The sequence below is a fragment of the Pedobacter sp. UYP1 genome, from assembly GCF_040547305.1.
GTDB lineage: Bacteria > Bacteroidota > Bacteroidia > Sphingobacteriales > Sphingobacteriaceae > Pedobacter.
This window is the reverse complement of record NZ_JBEPPL010000004.1, coordinates 209,575-234,247: the sequence shown is the minus strand read 5'-3', so window position 1 is coordinate 234,247 and position 24,673 is coordinate 209,575. Positions and strand designations below refer to the sequence as shown.

At 38.7% G+C, this 24,673-nt stretch carries 25 protein-coding genes; 18 read left to right on the top strand and 7 right to left on the bottom strand.

What is annotated here, in order from left to right; all coding sequences use genetic code 11:
• Positions 1 to 9: 9 nt before the first annotated feature.
• Positions 10 to 1,203 carry a FecR family protein gene (locus ABIB30_RS11155; RefSeq protein ID WP_354301996.1) on the bottom strand — a complete coding sequence of 398 codons (1,194 nt, stop codon included), beginning with the start codon at positions 1,201 to 1,203 and terminating at the stop codon, positions 10 to 12.
• A 62-nt stretch (positions 1,204 to 1,265) separates the two neighbouring features.
• On the bottom strand, positions 1,266 to 1,850 hold the full coding sequence (locus tag ABIB30_RS11150) for an RNA polymerase sigma factor (RefSeq protein ID WP_354301993.1): 585 nt from the start codon (positions 1,848 to 1,850) through the stop codon (positions 1,266 to 1,268).
• A 405-nt stretch (positions 1,851 to 2,255) separates the two neighbouring features.
• On the opposite strand from ABIB30_RS11150, the gene ABIB30_RS11145 reads away from it, so the two are divergent.
• From ABIB30_RS11145 to ABIB30_RS11085, 13 genes are all read left to right on the top strand, one after another.
• A complete protein-coding gene (locus ABIB30_RS11145) occupies positions 2,256 to 2,990 on the top strand; it encodes a hypothetical protein (RefSeq protein WP_354301991.1) in 735 nt (244 codons plus the stop codon).
• Positions 2,991 to 2,998: 8 nt separating this feature from the next.
• Positions 2,999 to 3,631 carry a YiiX/YebB-like N1pC/P60 family cysteine hydrolase gene (locus ABIB30_RS11140; protein ID WP_354301989.1) on the top strand — a complete coding sequence of 211 codons (633 nt, stop codon included), beginning with the start codon at positions 2,999 to 3,001 and terminating at the stop codon, positions 3,629 to 3,631.
• A gap of 208 nt (positions 3,632 to 3,839) precedes the next feature.
• On the top strand, positions 3,840 to 4,616 hold the full coding sequence (locus ABIB30_RS11135) for an ROK family protein (RefSeq protein ID WP_354301988.1): 777 nt from the start codon (positions 3,840 to 3,842) through the stop codon (positions 4,614 to 4,616).
• Entirely contained in the window at positions 4,606 to 6,021 is a 1,416-nt protein-coding gene (gene gnd / locus ABIB30_RS11130; protein WP_354301987.1) for an NADP-dependent phosphogluconate dehydrogenase, read from the top strand. Before ABIB30_RS11135 ends, gnd begins: the two co-directional genes overlap by 11 nt.
• 85 nt (positions 6,022 to 6,106) lie before the next feature.
• The gene (zwf, locus tag ABIB30_RS11125; protein ID WP_354301985.1) at positions 6,107 to 7,621 is read left to right on the top strand and encodes a glucose-6-phosphate dehydrogenase; all 1,515 of its coding nucleotides are present in this window, start codon (positions 6,107 to 6,109) and stop codon (positions 7,619 to 7,621) included.
• 1 nt (position 7,622) lies between these two features.
• Positions 7,623 to 8,348 carry a 6-phosphogluconolactonase gene (gene pgl / locus ABIB30_RS11120; RefSeq protein WP_354301983.1) on the top strand — a complete coding sequence of 242 codons (726 nt, stop codon included), beginning with the start codon at positions 7,623 to 7,625 and terminating at the stop codon, positions 8,346 to 8,348.
• 174 nt (positions 8,349 to 8,522) lie between these two features.
• Positions 8,523 to 9,656, top strand: coding sequence for an NAD(P)/FAD-dependent oxidoreductase (locus ABIB30_RS11115; RefSeq protein WP_354301981.1), 1,134 nt, complete (start codon positions 8,523 to 8,525; stop codon positions 9,654 to 9,656).
• Entirely contained in the window at positions 9,656 to 10,369 is a 714-nt protein-coding gene (locus tag ABIB30_RS11110) for a methyltransferase domain-containing protein (protein ID WP_354301979.1), read from the top strand. Before ABIB30_RS11115 ends, ABIB30_RS11110 begins: the two co-directional genes overlap by 1 nt.
• Positions 10,366 to 11,418 (top strand): type III polyketide synthase, encoded by a 1,053-nt coding sequence (locus tag ABIB30_RS11105; protein ID WP_354301977.1) that lies wholly within the window; start codon positions 10,366 to 10,368, stop codon positions 11,416 to 11,418. Before ABIB30_RS11110 ends, ABIB30_RS11105 begins: the two co-directional genes overlap by 4 nt.
• Positions 11,419 to 11,466: 48 nt before the next feature.
• Positions 11,467 to 11,913 (top strand): 3-hydroxyacyl-ACP dehydratase FabZ family protein, encoded by a 447-nt coding sequence (locus tag ABIB30_RS11100; RefSeq protein ID WP_354301975.1) that lies wholly within the window; start codon positions 11,467 to 11,469, stop codon positions 11,911 to 11,913.
• On the top strand, positions 11,906 to 13,183 hold the full coding sequence (locus ABIB30_RS11095; protein WP_354301973.1) for a beta-ketoacyl-[acyl-carrier-protein] synthase family protein: 1,278 nt from the start codon (positions 11,906 to 11,908) through the stop codon (positions 13,181 to 13,183). The genes ABIB30_RS11100 and ABIB30_RS11095 overlap by 8 nt, the downstream gene beginning before the upstream one ends.
• Positions 13,176 to 13,430, top strand: coding sequence for an acyl carrier protein (locus ABIB30_RS11090; protein ID WP_354301971.1), 255 nt, complete (start codon positions 13,176 to 13,178; stop codon positions 13,428 to 13,430). The genes ABIB30_RS11095 and ABIB30_RS11090 overlap by 8 nt, the downstream gene beginning before the upstream one ends.
• The gene (locus ABIB30_RS11085) at positions 13,427 to 13,990 is read left to right on the top strand and encodes a 4'-phosphopantetheinyl transferase family protein (RefSeq protein WP_354301970.1); all 564 of its coding nucleotides are present in this window, start codon (positions 13,427 to 13,429) and stop codon (positions 13,988 to 13,990) included. The genes ABIB30_RS11090 and ABIB30_RS11085 overlap by 4 nt, the downstream gene beginning before the upstream one ends.
• Here ABIB30_RS11085 and ABIB30_RS11080 read toward each other — a convergent pair.
• The 3 genes from ABIB30_RS11080 to ABIB30_RS11070 form a co-directional block, all read right to left on the bottom strand.
• Positions 13,956 to 14,840 carry a Ppx/GppA phosphatase family protein gene (locus ABIB30_RS11080; protein WP_354301967.1) on the bottom strand — a complete coding sequence of 295 codons (885 nt, stop codon included), beginning with the start codon at positions 14,838 to 14,840 and terminating at the stop codon, positions 13,956 to 13,958. The two genes, ABIB30_RS11085 and ABIB30_RS11080, sit on opposite strands and share 35 nt — an antisense overlap.
• A gap of 6 nt (positions 14,841 to 14,846) precedes the next feature.
• Positions 14,847 to 16,904, bottom strand: a complete 2,058-nt coding sequence (gene ppk1, locus ABIB30_RS11075) for a polyphosphate kinase 1 (protein ID WP_354301966.1) — start codon at positions 16,902 to 16,904, stop codon at positions 14,847 to 14,849.
• Between the two features lie 134 nt (positions 16,905 to 17,038).
• Complete coding sequence (locus ABIB30_RS11070) at positions 17,039 to 17,878, bottom strand: hypothetical protein (RefSeq protein ID WP_354301965.1); 840 nt, start codon at positions 17,876 to 17,878, stop codon at positions 17,039 to 17,041.
• A 74-nt stretch (positions 17,879 to 17,952) separates the two neighbouring features.
• On the opposite strand from ABIB30_RS11070, the gene ABIB30_RS11065 reads away from it, so the two are divergent.
• From ABIB30_RS11065 to ABIB30_RS11050, 4 genes are all read left to right on the top strand, one after another.
• On the top strand, positions 17,953 to 18,444 hold the full coding sequence (locus ABIB30_RS11065) for a YajQ family cyclic di-GMP-binding protein (RefSeq protein ID WP_183878731.1): 492 nt from the start codon (positions 17,953 to 17,955) through the stop codon (positions 18,442 to 18,444).
• Positions 18,444 to 18,890: a GNAT family N-acetyltransferase gene (locus tag ABIB30_RS11060; RefSeq protein ID WP_354301963.1), complete on the top strand. Its 447-nt coding sequence runs from the start codon at positions 18,444 to 18,446 to the stop codon at positions 18,888 to 18,890. The genes ABIB30_RS11065 and ABIB30_RS11060 overlap by 1 nt, the downstream gene beginning before the upstream one ends.
• 82 nt (positions 18,891 to 18,972) lie before the next feature.
• Positions 18,973 to 19,482, top strand: coding sequence for a hypothetical protein (locus tag ABIB30_RS11055; protein WP_354301961.1), 510 nt, complete (start codon positions 18,973 to 18,975; stop codon positions 19,480 to 19,482).
• Between the two features lie 88 nt (positions 19,483 to 19,570).
• A complete protein-coding gene (locus ABIB30_RS11050) occupies positions 19,571 to 20,605 on the top strand; it encodes an LLM class flavin-dependent oxidoreductase (RefSeq protein WP_354301959.1) in 1,035 nt (344 codons plus the stop codon).
• A gap of 19 nt (positions 20,606 to 20,624) precedes the next feature.
• On the opposite strand, the gene ABIB30_RS11045 is transcribed toward ABIB30_RS11050, so the two are convergent.
• Positions 20,625 to 21,938 carry a nicotinamide mononucleotide adenylyltransferase gene (locus ABIB30_RS11045; protein ID WP_354301957.1) on the bottom strand — a complete coding sequence of 438 codons (1,314 nt, stop codon included), beginning with the start codon at positions 21,936 to 21,938 and terminating at the stop codon, positions 20,625 to 20,627.
• 128 nt (positions 21,939 to 22,066) lie between these two features.
• On the opposite strand from ABIB30_RS11045, the gene ABIB30_RS11040 reads away from it, so the two are divergent.
• On the top strand, positions 22,067 to 23,785 hold the full coding sequence (locus ABIB30_RS11040) for an ABC transporter ATP-binding protein (protein ID WP_354301955.1): 1,719 nt from the start codon (positions 22,067 to 22,069) through the stop codon (positions 23,783 to 23,785).
• Here the strand turns inward: ABIB30_RS11040 and ABIB30_RS11035 are convergent.
• Entirely contained in the window at positions 23,768 to 24,658 is an 891-nt protein-coding gene (locus ABIB30_RS11035; protein ID WP_354301953.1) for a mechanosensitive ion channel family protein, read from the bottom strand. The two genes, ABIB30_RS11040 and ABIB30_RS11035, sit on opposite strands and share 18 nt — an antisense overlap.
• Positions 24,659 to 24,673 lie beyond the last annotated feature (15 nt).

Genomic DNA, 24,673 nt, shown 5'->3' with positions numbered 1-24,673 from the left:
GTTGATTGATTAGTTGATTATCATTTTTCTGCCTTCGATATTAAACTTGATATCGCTGAGCTGTAATAGTTTGATGAACTTGCCAAGACTGGCATTTTTTGGGATTTTCCCCGTAAAACGGTCAGTTGGTACAGCGCCCCGGTAAATAATTTCCAGGTCATACCATTTTGCTGCTTCACTTAATACCTCATGAAGATTGGTGCTTTTAAAGTAGAACCAGCCCTCTTTCCAGGCAACAGCCTCTTCTATATCAGCAGGCACCATCGTAATGCTGTTTGCTTTCTGTATCGCTTGTTCTCCTGGTTTTAATAAAATTGTATGTGCAGCTCTTTCTTTTCCATCAGCATAGTTCAATGGGGATACTTTTACTGATCCCTCTAGTAAAGTGGTCTGAGTACTTACATGATCTGCATAACTGCAGATGTTAAAGTGGGTGCCCAATACTTCAACTTCCTGGGAGCTGGTCTTAACTTTAAAAGGATGATTTTTGTCTTTCGCCACTTCAAAATAGGCTTCTCCGCTGAGTTCAACTCTGCGGTCTGCCTGAGCAGCAAACGATACAGGATATTTTAAAGAGGATATCGCATTGAGTATGATTTTTGAGCCATCTGGCAAAATCACCTGGTAGTTTTCCCCGGCGGCAGTCGAAATTGTATTATATCCGGAGCTGGACGAAGTTGCTTTACCGGGTTTTGAGACTATGGTGTATATCAATTCTCCATCATTTGTTTTGGTAATAATAGTCCCAGCCTCTTCTGCCAATTTTCCTTTAAGGCCATCAGATAAGATAATCCGGTGTCCGTTAGCGAGTGTCAGGGTCGCCATATTTTTACCTGCGGTAATCTGGTTCGCTATTTCAAGAGTTTTTGAAAAGCTTTGCTGTTCCTGTGAGTGTTTGTTCAGCAAATAACTGATCCCTACCAGGAGTACTGCCGCTGCCACAGCGAATTGATACCAGCGTTTGATTGATCTGGTTGTTTTTTTCTCAGAAACCGGCTCTTGTTCTGCAGTCAGATTTGCGCGATGCAATGTTCCTGCCCAGATTTCGTCTTTCAGGTGGCTGAAATCTTCTTCAGCTTCAGAAAGATTTTGTTTAAGAATTTCTGCACTATACCAGCTTTCCAACAGTTTGATTTCCGTAGCTGTAGCTGTGCCTGAATTATATTTACTAAGAAGATTTAGTGCTTCTTTCTCATTCATCATCTGAAGTGCTTATTTATAACAATAACCGTTCAGGATAAATCAGGGGGTAGACGAATTAGTAATTATCTGAAAATAATTAAAATAGCAAGACTAAAACCTATTTGCTCAATTCTTGGCCGGATAATTTTAAGTGCATTCTGCACTTGTTTTTTGACGGTCTGATCTGATAGATTCAGCTTTTCAGCAATCTCTTTGTGAGAAAGGTTTTCTTTACGGCTGAGTTCAAAGATCTCCCGCATTTTTGGCGGCAGGCTCTGAATTTCACGCTCAATAATTTTACTGAGCCGCTTTTCATCCAGTTTATCAATGGTATCAGGATCTGTTTCTGAGATAAAAGCAGTGATGGATTTGGCGTAGTCATGGCGGACTCTGCTTTTTTCAATACTATTCAGTACTTTATTTCTTGCAGCAGTGTATAACAGGCCACCCAAATTATGGCTGGATTTAATAGCTGCTGCATTGATCCACAGTTTACTGAATATTTCCTGAATGACATCTTTAGCCTCATCTTCATCCCTGAGCATCTTATAAACTTGTGCATAAAGGACACTCCAGTATCGATTATAGATTTCAGTAAATGCAAAGCGGTCACCAGATTTCAATAATTCAATCAGTTCACTATCTGAATACTCACTATACATTCCCATAAACTATGAATTTATAATAATCCGACAATAAATACAACAAATTTCATCTGAAGGATTCAATTGAAGACCTTTTCTTTTAAAAAACAGCTAACATTAGCCAAACACTATAAGTAAACCTAATTAAAATCTATTAATTAAGAATATTCATAGAAAAAATAATCCACAACTATAAAAACATCATAAACAGACAGAATAACTATCCAGCTTGAGCGTATTTAGAAAAGTAATCTAAAAATACGCAACTATATTTTATTCAGATTAATCTTTTTTAGAATAGAAATTGCAGTACACTACTGAAAAAGAAACAATACAATGTAAAAAATCCGGATTTCATTCAACCGATCCTGGTGAATATCAAACAGTACCTCTTTTTTTTGTACCATTGTATAATAAATACACCTTATTTTGAACTACAAAAAGAGCTACCTCGCACTGCTCCTTCTATTATTGGCATTTTTCGCTAATGGGCAGCAGTTAAAGAAAGTAAAAGATGTTGCCGCATGGAAAATAAGCTATGCGCTGGACTTCGGTGAGCCGCAGCAAAAAGAGACTTCTTCAAAAAAAGACCAGGGAGAGCTGGCCATGATGGAATTAGCCATGTCTCTATCCGGATCCTCAGATGACAGCCCACCTCTTATTTGTTACCTGAGTCCTGAATATATCAGGGTTGAGCAAAGAGGTTTAGGCGGAGGAATCACCATAGCCGATAAAAGAGATACTGTAAGCTATTTATTAGATACCGTGGCTAAAACGGCCATGAAATATCCAGCAGCAATGCCTAACATACAAACTGCCATGGCAGGAGATTCTATGATGGTCATCAGTTCTGCTGACTTTGTGATGCAATTGAAAGAAGGTACAATGGTAATTGCAGGAAAAGCCTGCAAGAAAGCAATTTTTGTTAATCCGCATTCTCCGGAAAATGTGATTACAGTTTGGTATGCTCCTGAACTTCCCCGTTTATATTGGCAACAATACAGTTATTTAAAAAGTATACCGGGTTGTGCATTAGCTATCGGAACCTTATCAAGGGGCCTGAACATCGGCATCAAAGCGAACCTGATTGAGCAGATAACTTTAACGGAAAGCTTTTTCATCCCTCCGCCGGAATATACAATTAATGAAGAAATGTCTTACTAAAATCCACTATGCGTAAATTATTGATTTGTGTTTTATCAGCTGTGCTTTTATCTTTTTATGCTAAAGCACAGGAAAATATTCAACTAAAATCTGGCGATCTGATTTTCCAGAATTTAGATTGTGGCCCTTTGTGTGATGCAATCAATGCAGTTACACAAGGTTATCAGGGTAATAAATTCAGTCATATGGGAATGGTCATGCTTAGAAATGATAGTGTTCTGGTCATTGAGGCCTCAGGCAAAAACGTGCACCTTACGCCGCTCCAAATATTTTTATCTAAATCAACTCATCCGCACTATGTTGGAAGATTAAAACCAGCTTATCAGAAAATAATCCCTACAGCACTGGCATTTTCAATGGCACAAATGGGTGTGTTGTATGATGATCAGTATTTATATAATAATGGAAAATACTATTGTTCTGAATTGATATATGATGCATTCAAGGCGGCGAATAAGAACAAACCTTTTTTCAGATTATTCCCGATGACTTATAAAGAACCTGGGTCGGGTGCCTATTTTCCGGTATGGAAAGTGTACTTTGAACACTTAAACATGGAAGTTCCTGAAGGTAAACCCGGATGTAACCCCGGTGGCATATCTTTATCTGATAAAATTGATATTTTAGGGCAATATAAATAACTGGACAAATTAGCCAAAAAGTCATATAGATATCAAATTAACCGCTAAATTCACGTTTAAATAAGCTTTATTGAATTTTTCATCAATTATGCCCGATAATTGGACATTCTTATAGAGTTTTTGGTTTTATATGGCTGGAAATTTGTTAATTTGAGTTGTCAAACATTGGCAGCAAGGCAAAAAAAGCAATATTCATAAAAAAAGAAATATGGCCAACAACGAGCAAGAAAAAGAGAGTACCAATATTTTATCAATTGATATTGGCGGGACCGGTATCAAGGCCTGCATCTTAAAAGAAAATGGTGAACTATTCTCTGAATATACTAAACTGCCAACACCTAAGGATTCTACTCCTGAAAATGTAATTAAAGTTATTCATGAATTGGTTTCCCCGCTTACTCCTTACAGTAAAATCGCCATTGGTTTCCCCGGTTATGTTAAACATGGTATCGTGGAAACAGCTCCTAACTTGGCGAAAAACAAATGGGCAGGTTATCCGCTTGCACAACAGATCAGTGATATTTTAGGGAAACCTGTCCGCTTAATTAATGATGCAGATCAACAGGCATTGGGTATTATAGCCGGTAAAGGTTTTGAAATCGTACTTACATTGGGTACAGGTTTCGGTACAGCTTTAACTTTTGACGGAGAGTTACTTCCACATCTTGAACTTTCTCATCTTCCGGTAACAAAAAACAAGGATTATGATGATTATATCGGTGAAAAGGCATTCCAGAAAGAAGGCGACAAGAAATGGAATGAAAGACTAAAACGAATTATAGAAATTTATAAAACAGTGTTTAACTACGATGTGCTCTACCTTGGAGGCGGAAATTCTAAACACATCAATTTTGAACTAGAGCACAATATTCAGCTTGTTTCTAACAGGGATGGGATAAAAGGCGGTGCAAAATTATGGGCTGCTGAAGAAAAATATCACGTTTTCACTACCTATCCAAAATCAAATACAACAAATGGAAAGTAAATTCACATTAGGAATGATAGGCCTTGGTACAATGGGCCGCAATTTATTGCTGAACATGGCCGATAAAGGCTTTGCAGTAACAGGTTATGACAAGGATCCGAAAATGATCCAGAAACTTAAGGAAGATGGTGCAAAGCATAATCTGACGGCCTACAGTTCACTTGAAGATTTTATTGGAAGTCTGGAGTTACCAAGAAGAATTATGCTTCTTGTACCTGCAGGACCAATTGTTGACAGTGTCATCCAGGAGCTTTTACCTTTACTGGATAAAGGTGATATTATTATTGATAGTGGAAACTCTCATTTCACGGACACCAGCAAAAGAGCTGCTGAGCTTTCCGGACAGGGAATGCATTTCTTCGGTATGGGAATTTCTGGTGGTGAAGAAGGTGCACGTTTCGGTCCAAGCATTATGCCAGGTGGTGATAAGACTGCTTATGGCGAGATGAAAGAGATTCTTGAAGCTGTTTCTGCTAAAGTAAATGGTGATCCATGTGTGGCATATATTGGCCCCGGAGCTTCAGGTCACTTTGTGAAAATGGTACACAATGGTATAGAGTATGCCATGATGCAGTTGTTAGCTGAGGCTTATGACATTATGAAAAATGCACTTGAATATTCAAATGAGCAGATTCATGATGTATTTGAGCAGTGGAACAATGGCCGTCTGCAGTCTTTTTTATTAGAAGTAACGAAAGATATCTTTGCTTTTAAGGATGAAAAAACTGGTGGTTACCTGGTTGATTATATTAAAGATGAAGCAAAATCTAAAGGTACTGGAAAGTGGACATCACAGGTGTCAATGGACTTGCAGTTACCGATTCCTTCTATCAATGAGGCAGTAAGTACCAGAGATTTATCTAAATTCAAAAGCTTACGTACTGCATTATCTAAAACTTATACTCAGGGCAAATATGCTGTTGGAGATAAGGACAAGTTTATTGTTGAGCTGGAACAGGCTTTATATTTCGCTGTAATTTCTTCTTATGCACAGGGACTTCATTTATTATGGCAGGCTTCTATCACTTATGAATATGAACTGAATTTACATGAAATCGCACAAATCTGGCGCGGTGGATGTATCATCAGAGCAGAATTCTTAGAAGATATTTACCAGGCTTATAAAAAGCAACCGGATCTGGAGCATCTTTATGCTGATGCGGGTATTGCAAAAAAATTAGAAGAAATTCTTCCTGGAATGAGATCTGTAGTTAGCCATACCGTATTAACTGGATTAGCTGTTCCTGCATTTGCTTCTGCCCTGACCTATTTCGATTCGTTAAAAACAGAAAGAATGCCTTCTAATTTAATTCAGGCACAAAGAGACTTTTTTGGTGCACACCAGTTTGAACGTACTGATGCAGAAGGAACGTTTCATGCTATCTGGAATCCAGTAAAATCGTAATATAAAAGAAATGAACCTGAATGCGTTTATAAACATTATACTAAGCGCATTCAGGCTTCATCACCGATAAATAAAATATGCACTAATGAAAACAAGTCAATGCCTTAACCCAACCGTTTTTGTCATCTTTGGTGGCACTGGGGATTTAAATATGCGCAAACTTGCGCCAGCACTTTATAACTTGTATTCTGATGGCTATATGCCTAAAGATTATGCAATAATCGGAACAGCGAGAAGCAAGCTCACTGATGTACAGTTCCGTAACACTATTATGGAGGGGGTAAATAGTTTTTCCCGTGCTGGTAAGGTTAAAAAAGAGAAGTGGGATGGTTTTGCAGAAAACGTATACTACAATCCTGTAGATGTTTCTGCTCCTGAAACTTTCCAGGATCTTAAAACAAGTATTGAAAAGCTTAAGAAAAAATTTGGCCCTAAAACACAGGTGATCTATTACCTGGCGGTAGCACCAAATTTATTCCCGCTAATTGCGGAATGTATCGCTAAATATGATCTTGCAGGAAATGAAGAAAATTGCCGTATCGTAATTGAAAAACCTTTCGGTCGCGATTTAGAAACTGCAAGAGAATTAAATAAACTGCTAACCGGAATTTTCACGGAGAAACAGATCTATAGAATTGACCATTATCTGGGTAAGGAAACTGTTCAGAATATTATGGCTTTCCGTTTTGCCAATTCATTCCTTGAGCCACTTTGGAACCGTACTTATATTGATCACGTACAGATTTCTGTAACAGAACAATTGGGTGTTGGAGATCGTGGTGGTTATTATGATGGAGCTGGTGCTTTAAGAGATATGATCCAGAATCATATTTTACAACTTCTTTGTTTAATTGGTATGGAAACTCCTATCAATTTTGATGCTGATGAAATCAGGAACAAAAAAGTTGATGTCCTGAAAGCTATGCGTCCTTTTGGACCTGATGATATCCGTATGAGCACTGTTCGCGGACAGTATTCTAAAGGATGGGTTGAGGGTAAAGAAGTTCCTGGTTACCGCTCTGAAAAAGATGTGGCACCACAGTCTAATACGGAAACTTTTGCAGCAGCCAAATTCTTCGTGGATAACTGGCGCTGGCAGGGAATTCCTTTTTATGTACGTACAGGTAAACGTCTGTTCCAGACTTCTTCTCTGATCACGATACAGTTTAAGGATGTCCCTCACCAGGTTTTCCCTGCAGGTGTAACTGAACACTGGCAGCAAAACAGGCTGATCATCAGTATTCAGCCAGAAATGAGTATCCGTTTGCAGGTACAGGCGAAAAGACCTGGACTGGATATGGTATTGAATCCTGTTGATATGGTTTTCGATTATAAAGGAACTTATAGTGCTGAAGCTCCAGAAGCTTACGAGACTTTATTATTGGATGTAATGATTGCAGATCAGACACAGTTTATGCGTGCAGACCAGGTAGAAAGTGCATGGGAATTGTTAATGCCTGTAATCAATGCGTGGGAAAGTAAAACTTCATTGAGTTTCCCTAACTATCCTGCTGATTCATGGGGTCCTGAAGATGCCGAAGCACTGATTGCCAGAGATGGTTTCCACTGGTTCACCTTACCTTTAAAAAATAAAGACTAGCATGAACTTACTGATCTATAAAACAAAAAGTGAACTGCTTAAAGATTTAGCGGATTACGTGATTGCAATTGCAGAAAAGGCGATTGCAGAAAAGGATTGTTTTAATTTTGTGCTCACCGGCGGTAATTCTCCTAAAGAGTTATATGAAATGCTGTCTACCACCTACCGTGAAAAGCTGGATTGGTCAAAAGTATTTTTCTTTATTGGAGATGAACGTAATGTTCCACCCGGACATGAAAGCTATAATGGCTTAATGGCAAAGAAATCAATATTAGCTCCTTTAAATATCGCTGCTGATCATATCTTTTTTGTAGATACTACATTAGCTCCTGAAAAAGCTGCAATTGAATATGCGAAGGCAATTACTACTCATTTTGAAGGTGCAGACCTTGCTTTTGACCTTATTTTATTAGGTATGGGCGATGATGGCCATACAGCTTCGTTATTCCCGGGTACTGATATTTTAGGTAGCAAAGAAGTAACGGTTGAGAGTGTATTTGTAGAGAAATTAGCGACTTACAGAATCAGTTTTACGGCTCCTTTGATCAATAAGGCCAAAAATGTTGCCTTTCTTGTATTTGGTGAAGCTAAAGCTGATGCGCTTAAACATGTTATTGAAGACGAGCCTAAAAATCCTGAAGTGTATCCATCTCAATTGATTGATCCGATTGACGGAAGCCTGACCTGGTTCCTGGATAGTGATGCAGCAAAACTGCTGGACAACTAAACAGCTATTTTTTATAGAAGGCCTTGTTTCATTCATTTGGAACAGGGCTTTTTTGTAAGGTTTTCGCAAGCAATTTAATTTGTAATTATAGAATAGTAATATATTTTTATGGATTTAAACAAATAGTCCGGTATAGTGTTATAAGACTACGCTTCTTATTCCCCTTTTTTGATTATGCCTGTACAAACTGATATTTTAATTATAGGTGGCGGGCTGGCCGGATTAACCGCAGCATTACATCTTCAGCAAGCAGGGATTGAGGTGATCCTGATCGAAAAGGATACTTATCCTCATCATAAAGTTTGCGGTGAATACATTTCTAATGAGGTTCTCCCCTATTTAAAATGGCTGGACGCCGATCCGGCTGTGTTGTATCCTTCGGTAATTTCCAAATTGCAATTTTCGACAGTTTCAGGGCGTAGTATTTCTACCCGGCTACCTATGGGTGGTTTTGGAGTGAGCCGCTACCAGCTGGACCATTTTCTATATCAGAAATTTCTGGCCAGAGGGGGCCAGGTAATACACGATACAGTGCGCAATGTTGTTTTTGAAAAAGATAGCTTCCTGGTTTCCACGCAAAGTGAAAATCGATACATAGCCAGACAGGTGATTGGTGCTTATGGCAAACGTTCTGCTATTGACCTCAAGTTAAAAAGAGAATTTATCCAGTATAAGTCACCATTCCTGGCTGTAAAAGCACATTATACTGGTAAGTTTGAAGACGGGCTTGTTGCATTGCATAATTTTAAAGGAGGATATTGCGGTGCTTCTAAAATTGAGGATCAAAAGATAAATATCTGTTACCTCGCAAATTATAAAACCTTCAAAACACATAAAAACATTATAACTTATCAGGAAAATGTATTGTATCAAAATACGCATTTGAAAAGCCTTTTTGAAAAATCAGAACTCTTGTTTGATGCACCAATAACGATCAGTCAGCTCTCCTTTGGCGCCAGGGAAACAATCATTGATCATATCCTGATGATTGGGGACACTGCGGCATTGATACATCCTTTATGTGGTAATGGCATGGCTATGGCAATACATAGTGCCAGAATTTGCTCGGAATTGCTGATTTTGTTTCTTAAAGGAGAGATTTCAAACAGAACTGCACTCGAAAAACGCTATCTTATATCCTGGAATCACCACTTTAAATCCAGATTATGGATGGGCAGTACTTTATCAGCACTGTTCGAAAAAGAATATTTAACAGAAAAATTGTTGGGTGGAATGGTTCGGCTTCCATTTATACTGCCTTTGATTATTAAACACACACACGGCCATAGCTTAACTGTCCATAAATAATGTTTGTAGATACCACTTACAGAAGCAATGCCCCTGAAATCATGGATAATTTCCAGATGGAGGGAGAAATACTCAGAGATGCCCTGGACAAAATCGCCAGCATCAATCGCCTGCTTGGCGGAAACAAGGTTACACTTGAAGGAATTATTTATTTACTGCGGGCACAACCAAAATCTGCATTAATCCGTATTACCGATATAGGGTGCGGAAATGGAGATATGTTAAGAGCCCTTGCAGCTTATGCGGAGAAAAATGATTTAAATTTTATACTAACCGGTATAGATGCAAATAATTTCACGATTGAGCATGCCAAAAGCTTGTCTGCAGGCTATAAAAATATAAGTTATGAATGCGTAGATATATTTGATAAGCTGAATGAAGAAAAATCAGCGGATATTATACTTTGTACTTTAACATTACATCATTTTAAAGATCAGGAGATCATTACGCTGCTGCAAAGTTTTCAGCAGACAGCAAGGCTCGGTTTTGTGATTAATGATTTACAACGGAGTGCAATCGCTTATTACCTGTTCCTGGGCTTATGTTTTGTATTCCGCCTGAATGAAATGTCACGTGAAGATGGACTGGTTTCTATTCTCCGCGGATTTAAAAGAAAAGATTTAATGTCATTTTCAAAAACATTAGGCCTTAAAAATTACTTAATCAAATGGAAATGGGCGTTCCGCTACCAATGGATAGTTAAAATATCATGAGTGTAACCATAAAAAGCATCAGCAAAGCATTGCCTGAATATTCAAGAAGTACAGCGGAGATCATTCCTTTTCTGGATGGGTGGCTGCATGGCCAGGAAGACCGGTTTGTCCGTAAGGTTAAAAAAATATTTGAAAATGCTGCAGTAGATAAACGCTATTCATTTATGTCTCCAGAAGAAGTTTTCAGCGATCTTACTTTTGAAGAACGCAATACAATTTATTGCAGAGAGGGCATTAAACTAGGTACAAAATGCCTGACTGATGCTATTGAGAAGGCAGGTTGGAAAAATGAAGATCTCGATTATATCATTACTGTAAGTTGCACGGGAATTATGATCCCCTCTTTAGATGCTTATCTGATCAATGCCTTGAAACTGCGCCAGGATATTGTGCGTCTTCCCGTTACAGAAATGGGCTGTGCGGCTGGTGTGTCCGGAATTATATATGCTAAGAATTTCTTGAAATCCAATCCAGGAAAAAGAGCTGCAGTTATTGCTGTTGAATCTCCAACAGCCACTTTTCAGCGCAATGACTTCTCGATGGCCAACATTGTAAGTGCTGCTATTTTTGGAGATGGTGCAGCCTGTATCCTCTTGTCTTCACATCCCGAGGATGACGGACCGGAAATAATGGCTGAAGAAATGTATCACTTTTATGATGCAGAAGAAATGATGGGCTTTAAAATGACCAATACCGGTTTACAAATGGTACTGGATGTTACTGTTCCTGAAACAATTGCTGCACATTTCCCCGCTATTATCCATCCTTTTCTGGAAAAAAACGGATTAAATATTCAGGCTATAGACCATTTGATTTTTCATCCCGGCGGCAAGAAAATCATTGAAATTGTAGAAGCTTTATTTGGTGATCTTGGAAAAAATATTGAAGATACTAAAGCGATTTTAAGGTTATATGGAAACATGTCAAGCGTTACCGTACTCTATGTGCTTGAGCGGATTATGAATGCCAGACCAAAGCCTGGAGAAAGGGGGCTGATGCTCAGTTTTGGCCCCGGATTTTCTGCGCAACGAATTTTATTGCAGTGGTAAGCATTTTTTGTATTTACTTTACAGCTTAGAATTGATAATCTTATACTAATGAATACACAAGAAATACTAGCAAAATTACCTTACAGCAAACCTTTTTTATTTGTTGATGAGTTATTACAAATCGATGAGAATGGATCAACAGGGACTTATACTTTTGATAAAGACCTTGATTTCTATAAAGGACATTTTAAAGATGCACCAGTTACACCAGGGGTAATCTTAACCGAGACCATGGCACAGATCGGATTGGTTTGCCTGGGCATTTATTTATCGGAAAATGCAAATACAGAAATGAAAGCACATGTGATGCTGACTTCTACGGCAATGGATTTTATGAAACCTGTTTTTCCAGGTGAAAAGGTTACCGTAACTGCTGAAAAAGTATACTTCAGGTTTAAAAAGCTGAATTGTAATGTCGTGATGAAAAATGAAGCAGGAGAAACAGTTTGCAAAGGAAATATATCAGGAATGGTAACTACAAAAATGAATGACTAAACGTGTTGTTGTCACTGGTTTAGGGGTTGTTTCACCAAATGGTGCGGACATCACGCAATTCACGCATGCGCTTAAAAATGGTGTGTCAGGAATCCGGCATGATCCGCAGCTGGAACAACTTCTTTTCTCTTGCCAGATCGCAGGAAAACCAGTGATTGATGCAGCGCGGATCAGCCAGTATTTCACTGACCTTGAAATCAGGAACCTGGAAAGCACTGGAATTGTCTATGGTGTAATTGCAGGTTTAGATGCTTGGAGGGATGCAGGGCTTAACACTGCTCCAGTTGAAATGCCGGATTGGGAAAGTGGAACTGTTTTCGGTACTGGCACTTCTGGTATTGACAAATTCAGAGGTGCTATTTATAAATTAGATAACCTGCAGATCCGTAAGCTGGGCAGTTCTGTAGTTGCCCAGACCATGGCAAGCGGAGTAAGTGCATTATTAGCCGGAAAGCTCGGATTGGGTAATCAGGTAACGACTAACTCTTCTGCTTGCGCAACAGGAACGGAAAGTATTTTAATGGCTTATGAGCGCATTAAATCAGGTCAGGCAACAGTAATGCTGGCTGGAAGTACAAGTGACAGTGGCCCATATATCTGGGCTGGTTTTGATGCAATGAAAGTTTGCACTTATAAACACAATACTGATCCGGAAAAAGGAAGCCGCCCAATGAGCGCAACGGCAAGTGGTTTTGTTCCCGGAAGTGGCGCCGGAGCTTTGGTTTTAGAGAGCCTGGACAGTGCTTTAGCAAGAGGTGCCAGGATTTATGCGGAAATACTGGGGGGACATCTCAATTCTGGCGGACAGCGTGGTGAAGGTACAATGACTGCACCTAATCCATTAGCGGTACAAAGATGCTTGTCCAAAGCATTAAAAGATGCCGGCGTAGAACCTGCCGAAGTTGATGTGATTAATGGTCATTTAACAGCGACCGTAAAAGATACACTTGAAATACAAAATTGGGTAACGGCATTGGGGCGTTCTGGTAAGGATTTTCCTTATATCAATTCGGTTAAAGGGATGATTGGACATTGCATCTCTGCAGCAGGCAGCATTGAATGTGTCGCTTCGGTTTTACAGCTTCATGAAGGGTTTATTTTCCCCAATATAAATTGTGAAGATCTGCATCCTGGAATCGAGGTATTAATAGATCCGGAGCGGATCCCCCGTGTTTGTCTGCACAAAGAATTTAATCTGCTCGTCAAGGCAAGTTTTGGTTTTGGCGATGTTAATGCTTGTTTGGTCTTAAAAAAATATAATCATGGATAGAGAAGTTATCATTTCCGATATTAAAGAGGTCGCGGCTCCTTATACCCAGGACAAGCAAGCGCTGGATCAGCTTAGTGAGACTACAAGTTTTATTACAGACCTGAAGATCAATTCTGCCAACCTGGTTGATATTGTACTGGATCTGGAAGAAAAGTTCGGCATAGAGATCGATAATGATTCTATGGCAAAAATGCTGGATGTTAAATCAACACTGGAGGTTATTGAAGCTAAACTTGCTGAAAAATGATTGGTAATGATCTGGTAGATCTGCGCCAGGCAGCTATAGAGAGCAACTGGAGAAGAAAAGGCTACCTCGCCAAGATATGTACAACTAAAGAGCAAAGGCTGGTTCTGGAAGCCGCTAAGCCTGATGAAATGTTATGGTTGATCTGGACTATGAAAGAAGCTGCCTGCAAAATTGTTCAGCGCAGCACAGGAGTCAGAAAGTATGAGCCTTTAAATTTTTGCTGCACCTTGAATACGCAGGAGATTGAAATATCAGGAATGGTCAGCTATTTCAAGGATCGTTTTTTGATTAGAAGTGAGCTCAAAAGCAACTTCATCCATTCTGTTGCAGTATCGGACATCAGGGATTTTGACCAGCTGCATTTGCAGTATCTAAAACCTGGTATTGCTTACAAAGCCGGATTTAACACCATAACCAAGCTTTATCAGCTGGCCGGCACTCCCTCAGGAATCCCGGAGTTAACCCATCAGATTACCGGCCAAAAGCATGCTGTTTCTATAAGTCACCACGGTGACTATCTGGCTGTTATTTATTCAGATTCTCTTCTATTAACAGATTGATAATTCCATCTGCCATACCAACTCTTGGCACATGAATCTGCTTGATACCTGTCCACTTCATCAGGGTAATAAAGATCTCACTGGCCGGAATGATAACGTCAGCACGATCAGGGTTCAGGTTAAAAATCTGGATACGTTCTTTTAAGGAATGACTATTCAATTGATTGTAAAGAGATTTGAGCTTCAGAAAAGTTAAAGGTGTTCCCTCTTTTTCATTCGCCATTTTATACAATTTATTGATATTTCCTCCGGTACCTATCCCTGCCAGATTTTTATGATACTTGGTTTGATCTTTAACCCATAGTCTCATCTCTTCCCAGGTTTCTTCTTTATCCTGATTATCAAGAATTCTGATTGTTCCGATATCAAATGATTTAGAAGCCACAGGTATTTTGTTCACGAAAACAGACAACTCTGTGCTACCACCACCTACGTCTATGTAAAGATAGTTTTTCTTGATATCAAGGTCATCCTCGATATGATTGGCATAAATAATATTAGCTTCCCGCTGACCTTCAATAATCTCCAGGTCAACATTGGCTTTCTCTTTAATCATTTGAATAATTTCCAGCCCGTTTTGTGCTTCTCTCATGGAAGATGTTGCACAAGCAAGATATTTGGTCACCTGATAAACATCCATCAGATTTTTAAAAGCCTGCATAGTTTTGATCAGGTCTTCGATTTTACGTGCCGAGATTTTATGGTCAAGAAAGGCGTCATCACCTAACCTTAACGGAACCCTGACCAGCGTATTCTTTTTAAAACCAAACCCATTTTCATTGTGTGTTATATCTGCAATAAGCAGTCTAACGGCATTAGAGCCAACGTCAATTGCTGCATATCTGAGCATAATCTTCTACTGGTGTTTGTTTTTTAAGTAATTATAAGTTTGAACCTGTGCTCTCACCTTAGTGCTAAGCCGGTTTTTATGATATTTATTATTATTCAACCTGGTAATATCTCTCGCTTTCACATTATCCTGTAACTGAAAATCAATAATATCCCTGATTTCCTGTTTAACGTCTTCATCCAGCACAGGAAAACCAACTTCTACACGGTGCTCAAAATTGCGGCTCATCAAGTCTGCTGAAGAAAGGAACATTTCTTCTTTACCATTATTTCCAAAAATGAAAACACGTGCATGCTCTAAAAACTTATCAATGATACTGATGACCGTAATATTTTCACTGAAGTCTTTTATGCCCGGAACCAGGCAGCAAATACCCCGTACAATCAATTTAATCTTAACTCCTGCGTTACTTGCGTCATAAAGTTTCTCCACAATCCCTTCATCAGCCAAACTGTTTACCTTAAAAATAAGATAGGCAGGTTTACCAGATTTCGCGATCTTAATTTCCCGGTCTATCAAGGTATAAAACTTAGTTCTGGATTCCAGGGGAGAAACAATCAGGTGCTTAAATCCTGTAGCTACGGTACGCTTGTTTAAGGCTGCAAACAGCTTAATCAAATCATGTGTGATCTCTTTTTTAGCTGTAAAAATACTGTGGTCACAGTAAAGTTTAGCAGTTTTCTCGTTGAAATTACCAGTGGCCAGATTCGCATAATAAACGGGACGGCCTTTTTCTATCCGGGTAACCAGGCAGATTTTAGAATGGACTTTGTAATCTGTCAGTCCATAGTTTACATGAACACCCTCTTCTTCCAGCCTGTTGGTCCAGAATATATTTGCTCTTTCATCAAAGCGTGCTTTAAGCTCAACCAAACAGTTTACCTTTTTACCATTTTTTGCCGCATTAATTAAAGCGTTAATTACTCTTGAATTCTCTGCAAGACGGTATAGTGTAATATTTATTGCCGTAACTTTAGGATCAATTGCTGCTTCACGAAGAAAAAGAATGATATAATCGTAAGACTGATAGGGTAAATTAACCAGGTAGTCTCTTTCTGCAAGTTTGTTAAATATACTTTGGGTACGGTGTAAACCAAAAACCTTCAAGGGTATATTTGCAGGGTATTCAAGGCTTTTATCTCCTACATTAGGAAAACGAATAAAATCACCAAATTTATGGTAACGGTTACCTGGAATCAGACTTTCTGCTTCCAGTTTCATTTTTGCAACCAGTACACCGAGCATGTCAAACGGCATTTCTGTATCATAAAGTAAACGCATTGGTTTACCTTTTCTCCGTTTATCAAGGCTGGTTTTTAATTCATCAATAAATTTATCGCTTACATTTTTATCGATATCCAGCTCTGCGTCTCTGGTTAGTTGTATGGAATAGGCATCCATTTCATCGTATTTGAATACGTAAAAGATGTCATCCAGACAATATTTGATAATATCCTCAGCAAGAATAATAAATTTTAATCCGTTGGTTTCTGGCAGTACCAGGAACCTTGGCAAGTCGGGAGGTAATTCTATCAATGCATACTTTTCATCTTTTTTGCCGGTTTTCTTTTTAAGCCTTACAAAAAAGTACAAGTACCGGTCTTTGAGTTCTGGAAATGGTTTTTCCATATCAATCATGATCGGTACCAGATTGGAAAGTATTTTATCCCGGAAGTGCTCTTTTACAAACTCTCCCCTGGCCACATTGAGCTGTGTATCGTTCAGGATAAAAATCCTGTTCTGTGCAAGTTCATTAATCAGCGTAGCCTGAAATAATTGTTCAAATTTACGCTCCTGTTTAACAACGATATTCTTAATCTCGTTCAGCACTTTTTTAGGATTAAATCCTAAAAGTTCTTTGGCCTTGTCGTTTAAATTAGACAACCTGGTCATTGTAGCTACACGTACCCGGTAAAATTCTTCCAGGTTAGAAGAGAAAATAGACAAAAATTTAATTCTTTCAATCAGCGGAACAGTTTCATCTGTTGCCTCCTGTAAAACCCGTTCATTGAAATATAACCAGCTGAGTTCTCTATTTAAAAATGGGACCTTCTTCTTTGTCATGGGGGTTAGTATCAAAAAATCCCTGGTGGGAACGGATGCTCAAAACTGCGAATTCTATTGTTAATTCAATGTTAATTATTTGAGCATTAATCTGCAGAAAAGCGCGGTTAAATTAACGTCAAACTACAATTGAATTAACTTTCATCTGTAGTCTTCTCTTCCGTTTTTTCTGAAGTCACCGCAGGTTTAACGTCCGCGGGTGTAGTTTTAGCAGAGGTTGCAGCAGGTTTAGCAGGAAGACGTTTAACAGCCGCTTTCTTTACTGGAGCAGTTTTAGCTGCAGCTGTAGTTGCCACTTTTTTAGCTGCACCAGCTGCTGCTGTAGCTGTTTTACTGACACGTTTTGCAACTTGTACAGCAGGTTTTGTCTGCGCTGCATTTTGAACAGCAGTCAAAGTTTTATCTTTGACTTCAGTCGCTTCTTTTTTCACCGCCGTCGCTGCTTTTTTAACTGCAGTAGTTTCTTTTTTCACTTCATTTTTCACTTCATTTTTCACTTCATTTTTCACTGCAGGAACTGCTTTTTTAACTGCTGAGGCAGATTTCTTCACAGTTGCTGTTACTTTTTTAGCAGGCTTGGCAATTAGTATAGCTGCTTTTTCTTCACTGGCAATCACCGGAACTTTAATGCTGTTCACTGATGGTTTTATGCTCGAAACTGCTTTCTTAACTTCTTTTTTAACCTTTTTAGCGCCTTTAGCAGTTACTTTTTTAAGTTTTTTCGCAGTCTTTACTATTTCTTTTTTAGTTGGCTTAGTTTTCTTGGCCGCGTCTGCTTTTACAGCAATAAATTTCTTAGCTAATTTACTAGCAACAGATTTCGCTGCATGCGCTAATTCTTCACCAATTTTTTCGGCATCATGACCCAAATGAGAAACTGCTTCAAAAAATTTTTGCGAAAGAGTCTGCTCCAATTCTTTTTTAACTGCTTTTTTAGCATTATTTTTTTGCACTTTTGATTTATTGGTTTTCATAATAATTTTTTTAGCAAGAACGTTAAATAATTAATATCTAAATCTAATATATTTTTTATACTAAAGCTATAATCATGCCCACTTTCGATATCGTAAGTAAAGTTGACGCGCAGACATTGGATAATGCAATGAACAACGCAAAAAAAGAGATCCTTAACCGTTATGATTTCTCTACCTCTCAGAGTACTATTGATCATGACAAGAAAACAAATGTGATCACCATTGTAACTGAAGATGACATGCGTCTGAAAGCAATTGAGGATTCAATTATCTCCCGTATGGTGAAACAAAATCTGGATCCTAAAAGTCTTGACTTTGGAAAGGAACAATATGCTTCTGGTAATATGATCAGAAAAGAAGTTTCTATCAAAGAAGGAATTGACAAAGATGTCGCTAAAAAGATAGTTGCAAAAATCAAAGCAAGCGGACTTAAAGTTCAGGCTTCTGTAATGGACGATCAATTGCGGGTACAAAGTAAAAACATTGATGACCTTCAAAAGGTAATCTCGCTTTGTAAAAGTGAAGATTTCGGACAGCCACTTCAATACATCAATATGCGTAACTAATGGAAATTGCTGACAACGGCTTTATTTTTTCGGACGACAAAGGCAAAATCGATGCTGCTGCAGTCCATCTTTTCCTGAGTACCCAATCTTATTGGGCTGAGGGAATTCCATTACAAACGGTGACTAAATCTATCGGGAATTCTCTTTGCTTTGGAATCTATAAAGAAACCCGGCAAATAGGATTTGCAAGATGGATTACTGACCGTGCTACGTTTGCTTATCTGGCAGATGTTTATGTAGAGGAAGAGTTTCGTGGTATGGGACTCTCGAAAAAATTAATGTCGCTTATGCTTTTTCATCCTGATCTCCAAGGCTTAAGAAGATACATGCTGGCAACCAGAGACGCACATAGTCTTTACAGCCAATATGGTTTTGAGCCACTGGAATCGCCCGAAAATATAATGGCGGTTACGATCAAAGATATTTATAAAAAGCAGGAAGATTGATCTCCCTGCTTTTTATAAATGTTTGCCAGCCAAATGAATTCCCTGTTTGCTGAACTGACAAATGATATTACTTTTGCAGGGTATGAAAATAATCCAGTTCCATAGTTTAGCGCTTGCAGGTCTGTTATTAGCTGCTTCTTGTACAGAGCAAACAAAAAAAGAGAAGCCTGACAACGACACTTTAACCAAAGTCACAGTAGTTTCAGCGCCCAAAACTTCAAAATTGGATACAGTTTTACCTGTTTCCACAAAAACCTGCAGCCAGATTGCGTATTTGATACTAACTACATCACCTGTTTACCAGAGTTTAACGAATGGATTGAAAGAAAGGATTATCAAAAATGGCGGCACTTCATTCTATATCTCTTATGAAGGCAGCCCCTATTCCAAAATAGATAGTGCCACGAATTATTCTAAGACTTTTGATTATAGTATTCATGAGAACTATCCTGACCATGCGCCCTTAATCGCAAGTTTCACTTTTGATCCTGTAAAAAAACAACTATTCGAATACAATACAGCGCAGGATTCTTTAATACCAGCGGCCTTCGATAAAACTCTTTTAGCAGATTTAGCTAAAGCTTGTAAGTAAAAATCGCTTAGAAAACATTACTTATCATAGGTTAACGAGAAGTTTTAGTTTCCCGCTTAACTTTGTATCAGATTAAAACAAGGGAATTATGGAATTAGGTATTAGTATGTTCGGGGATTTACGTGTTGATCCAATAACAAATAAATTTCAACCTGCCCAGCAACGACTGGGTGAGATTATTGAAGAGATCAAATTAATGGACGAACTGGGACTGGATTATTTCGGTATCGGAGAGCATCACCGTCCGGATTTTGCAGTTTCAAGTCCTGAAATCTTATTGGCAGCAGCAGCTGTAGTAACCAAAAACATTAAGCTAGGCAGTGCAGTAAGTGTATTAAGTTCTGCTGATCCGGTAAAGTTGTACCAAAATTTTGCAATGGTCGATTTATTATCAAATGGTCGTGCTGAATTGATGGCTGGTCGCGGAAGTTTCATTGAATCGTTCCCTTTATTCGGAAATAATCTGAATGATTACAATGAATTGTTTACAGAGAAGTTAGACTTATTGTTAAAAATAAATAAAGAAGACAGCATTACCTGGAAAGGAAGGTTCAGACCAGAACTGATTAATCAACAGGTGTTGCCTAGAGCGGTCGATAACAACTTACCAATCTGGATTGCTGTAGGTGGTACTCCGGAGTCTGTGATCAGAGCTGGTAAACTGGGATTGCCTTTGATGATTGCTATTATCGGCGGGTCTCCAAGCCAGTTTAAACCTCTATTTAATTTATACAGGGAAGAATACCAAAAGGCTGGTCATGACATGGCTAAGTTCCAGGTAGGTATACATGCACATGCATTCTTTGGTGAAGATGGGGATGAGGTAGCTGCTAATTATTATCCATTATATGCAGCACAAATGGATAGAATAGGAAAATCACGCGGTTGGTCTCCTTATACTAAATATCAGTTTGATTATGGCAGACAAAAAGACGGGGCATTATTTGTAGGCGATGCTGAAGCAGCTATTGACAAGATCTTATATGTACAGGAAATGTTTGGTCTGACGCGCTTTGCAGCACATATGGATATTGGCGCACCTGCGCACAAAGATATGATGAAGTCTATCGAGATTTTCGGAACGAAGATCGCTCCGAAGGTTCGTGAAGCGTTGAAAAAATAAGCAGGCATTTGTGAAGACCTTAAACGGTCTTCACATCTGTTTCACTATATTCTTTGATATCTGTAATATATCCGTTCAGGATCAGGAAGTCAAAAAGTGGTTTTGCTTCTGGCGTTACCGGCATATTTACAGTCGTAATTACTTTATTTGATTTTTTATCCAGGAAAGGGTAAGCAAACAGTTTCACATTTTTAGTAAACATATCACTTACATAACTCAATAGCATACTGGAATAGTTCTCTCCAAAATTTGAAGAATTGAATACAAATTTCAGGTTATTGATGTTCGTTGAAATACCTACGCTTTTTGGTTTACATCTGTCCAGATATTTGGCCAGTTTGTTATGTCTTGCAAAATTGGAAACGATCACGAGATTCCCTGTTTTACAAAGCTCTTCAGCTCTTAGTGCTACTGCTTCCAGGTCAATATTTTCAGGGATTTCTTCATCGGCTGTTAAAACATTCGACAACAAGACCTCAATTAAAACACTCAGATTGTCTTTTTTAACATTTTCTGTTCTTTTAAACTGATCTACAGCTTTATTGAACATACTAAAGTTAGGCAATGATTTCTGCGCATATTTTGTCCGCAAAATCATAATATCTTTTTTGTACAGCAAATCTTTAGGCAAACATGGGTTTCCCAGAGAATCAAAAATAGCCGCATCTGAGAAATCCTTTACAATCAGGTAAAGATTCAGCAGGATGTTATTTATGTTTTTAAAAGCCGGACCGCTTACAGAGATCAAATCTATCTCTACAGAACCTACAGTCAGGTTATCTGCGAGTGATTCAACCATTCTTTTGGGATCAGTATGATAGTAAAAGGCTGCATAAACCAGGTTAACCCCAATTATACCCAATACATTCTGTTGCAATGCAGCATCAGTATCCAGTAAACGTACGTGGAAAAAAATCTCATTGGGTTCTCCTCCTGGTTCAGTCTGAAACTTAATTCCGATCCATCCGTGCGGATCATTGGATTTATTATAGTTCAGGGTGGTTACTGTATCTGCAAAAGCGAAGAAACTTCTGGTTTCATATTTTTCACCATATAATCTTTCTGTCAGCAAACCAAATTCATGGTTCAGCATTTTAGTCAGTCTGGATTGACTTACGTATCTTCCGGTTTCTTCGACCCCGTAAATCGCATCACTAAAAGTCATATCATAGGCAGACATAGTTTTGGCCACTGTTCCTGAAGCCGCACCTGCAGTAAAAAAATTGCGTGCTACTTCCTGTCCCGCCCCGATCTCAGCGAAAGTCCCGTAAATATCAGAGTTTAGATTAATATTCAGGGCTTTACGCTTGGTATCAAGAATTTCTCTTTCCATTCTGCAAAAATAGCAGAAAATGCGAAGAAGGAGATTAAATTTAAATGATAAAATTGTTTAGAGCTTATTTAGATGAATTTTAAATCGCTTCTTAATTTGAGGGCAATTTTCTCTATCTTGTCCCGCTGATGTTAAACGTAATTGATCTGAATATCCAGTTTTTTAATCAGGAAGACCGCTCCTGGCAAACCGCAGTTAACCAGATCAGCTTCAAAGCTGAGAGAGGAAAGGTCTTAGGGATAGTTGGCGAGTCTGGCTCTGGAAAGTCTGTGACGTCATTTGCAATTATGCGTTTACATGATCCGTTATACACTAAAATTAGTGGAGACATTATCTTTAATGAGATCAGCCTGCTTTCTTTATCCGATAAGGAAATGAATACTTACAGGGGCAATAAAATTGCCATGATTTTTCAGGAACCCATGACCTCCCTGAATCCTGTTTTCACTTGTGGTGACCAGGTTCAGGAAGCAATTATGCTCCACCAAAGTCTGAGTAAACGAGCTGCAAAAGAAAAAACAATTGAACTTTTCAAAGAAGTACAATTGCCCCGCCCGGAGACAATTTTCGATACTTATCCGCACCAGCTTTCAGGAGGACAAAAGCAAAGGGTAATGATTGCAATGGCTTTAAGTTGCAACCCTGAATTTCTGATTGCCGACGAACCTACCACAGCGCTGGATGTAACGGTACAGCAAACGATTCTGCAATTACTGCTTAAAATAAAAGAAGAACGGAATATGGGGATGATTTTCATCTCCCATGATCTGGCCGTGATCAGTGAAATTGCTGATGAAGTAGCCGTTATGTACAAAGGGACAATTGTAGAACAAGGTTCTCTGGAACAGCTCTTTAAAAACCCAAAACATCCATATACAAAAGGCTTGCTGGCTTGCAGGCCCTCTCCTTTATACCGTCTGAAAAAATTGCCGGTAGTAGCCGATTTCCTAAAACAGGGTACGGATCAGCCGATCGCTCATTTGCTGGCCATCAATAGTTATACGCAACAGGAAATTGACAGCAGAAGAGAGGCTTTGTATGACACATCTCCCCTGCTCGAAGTGCATCATCTTTGTACCTGGTTTCCGGTCAGAAATGGTCTGTTCGGTTCTTCTAAAGATGTAGTTAAAGCGGTAGATGATGTAAGTTTTAAACTTTATCCCGGAGAAACACTGGGTTTGGTTGGTGAGTCTGGTTGTGGTAAAACTACGCTGGGCAGAACTATTTTACGGCTGATTGAACCTTCTTCCGGCTCAATTATTTTTGACGGACAAGATATTACACATTTAAAAAAGGAAAAACTCCGCACACTGAGAAGAGACATACAGCTCATTTTTCAAGACCCCTATTCTTCGTTAAATTCACAGCTTACTGTAGGAAGTGCATTAATGGAACCGCTGCAGGTACATGGTGTGTTTAACAGTAATGCGGAACGCAAAGCACATGTACAGCATTTACTGGAACTGGTAGATCTGAAACCTGAACATTTTAACCGTTATCCTCATGAGTTTTCTGGAGGTCAGCGGCAACGTATAGTGATTGCCCGTGCGCTTGCACTTCAGCCTAAACTAATCATATGCGATGAATCTGTCTCTGCGCTGGATGTTTCTGTACAGGCCCAGGTGCTAAATTTACTGAGAAGGTTACAGCAGGAAATGGGTTTGACTTATATCTTCATTTCTCATGACCTGGCAGTGGTTAAACACCTGTCGGATAGAATGATTGTGATGAATAAGGGAAAAATAGAGGAAGAAGATTTTCCGGAAATCATTTACGAACACCCTCAGACTGCTTACACGCAAAAGCTGATTGCCGCGATTCCTGGAAAATTAAGCCTCGCCAGGTAGTTGCTGCGCTGGTACAGTGAGTTTAATAATTGCAGTATTCAATACTCTCCTGATTTCTCTTTCTTTGAGCTTATCATAGTTATTCAATAATACTTGTGCTTTAAATTTGGCAATATCTTTATTGATAGCCAGTGTTTTGATGGTCAGGCCACTGGACACAATATTCTCTTTAAAACTATCCACAGCCTGATATAAGTGCTTTTCTAAAAAATCAGGTGTATAGCCAAAGTGAAGTGCCATTTCAAATTCTACACTTAATTTCTTAATATTCTGTTTGGACTGGTTAATAATGACAGAGCTGAATACCACAGAGTTAGGAATAATCACCATATCATTGTCTTCATTCTGAAGAATCATGTTAATCAGGGTAATGTCCAGTATTTTACCTTCATTATCATTTACACGGATATGATCACCTAATGATAAACGGTCTGAAAACATAATAATCAATCCATTGATCATATTGGTAATATAATCTTTAAAAGTAACTGCAATAGCTGCCGCCACAATCGTAATACTGGTTAAGAATTCCAGCGGTTTGATCCCCATCCAGATCATGACTGCAATTACTCCAAATACGGTATTGAGAATAGACACGATCCTGTTAATGCCCAGAATAAAGTTATCCTTGATCGTAGACTTAAAGCGATGTTTCTTGATATACCAGTAAATGACAACCAGACGCAGAAATGAGGCTGCAACACTGGGGCCCAAAAACACCATAAATGCATGTGCAGTTAGTGCTATAAAAGGAAAATCGGTAAACATTACCGGCTGATAAGTTTCAAAATACGCCAGTACAAAGAGAATGATAGTCTTAATGATAATCATCAGAAATTCCCTTCTTGTACTCCGTTGTTTTTCTTCTATCATTTTAAATTTTCTCCT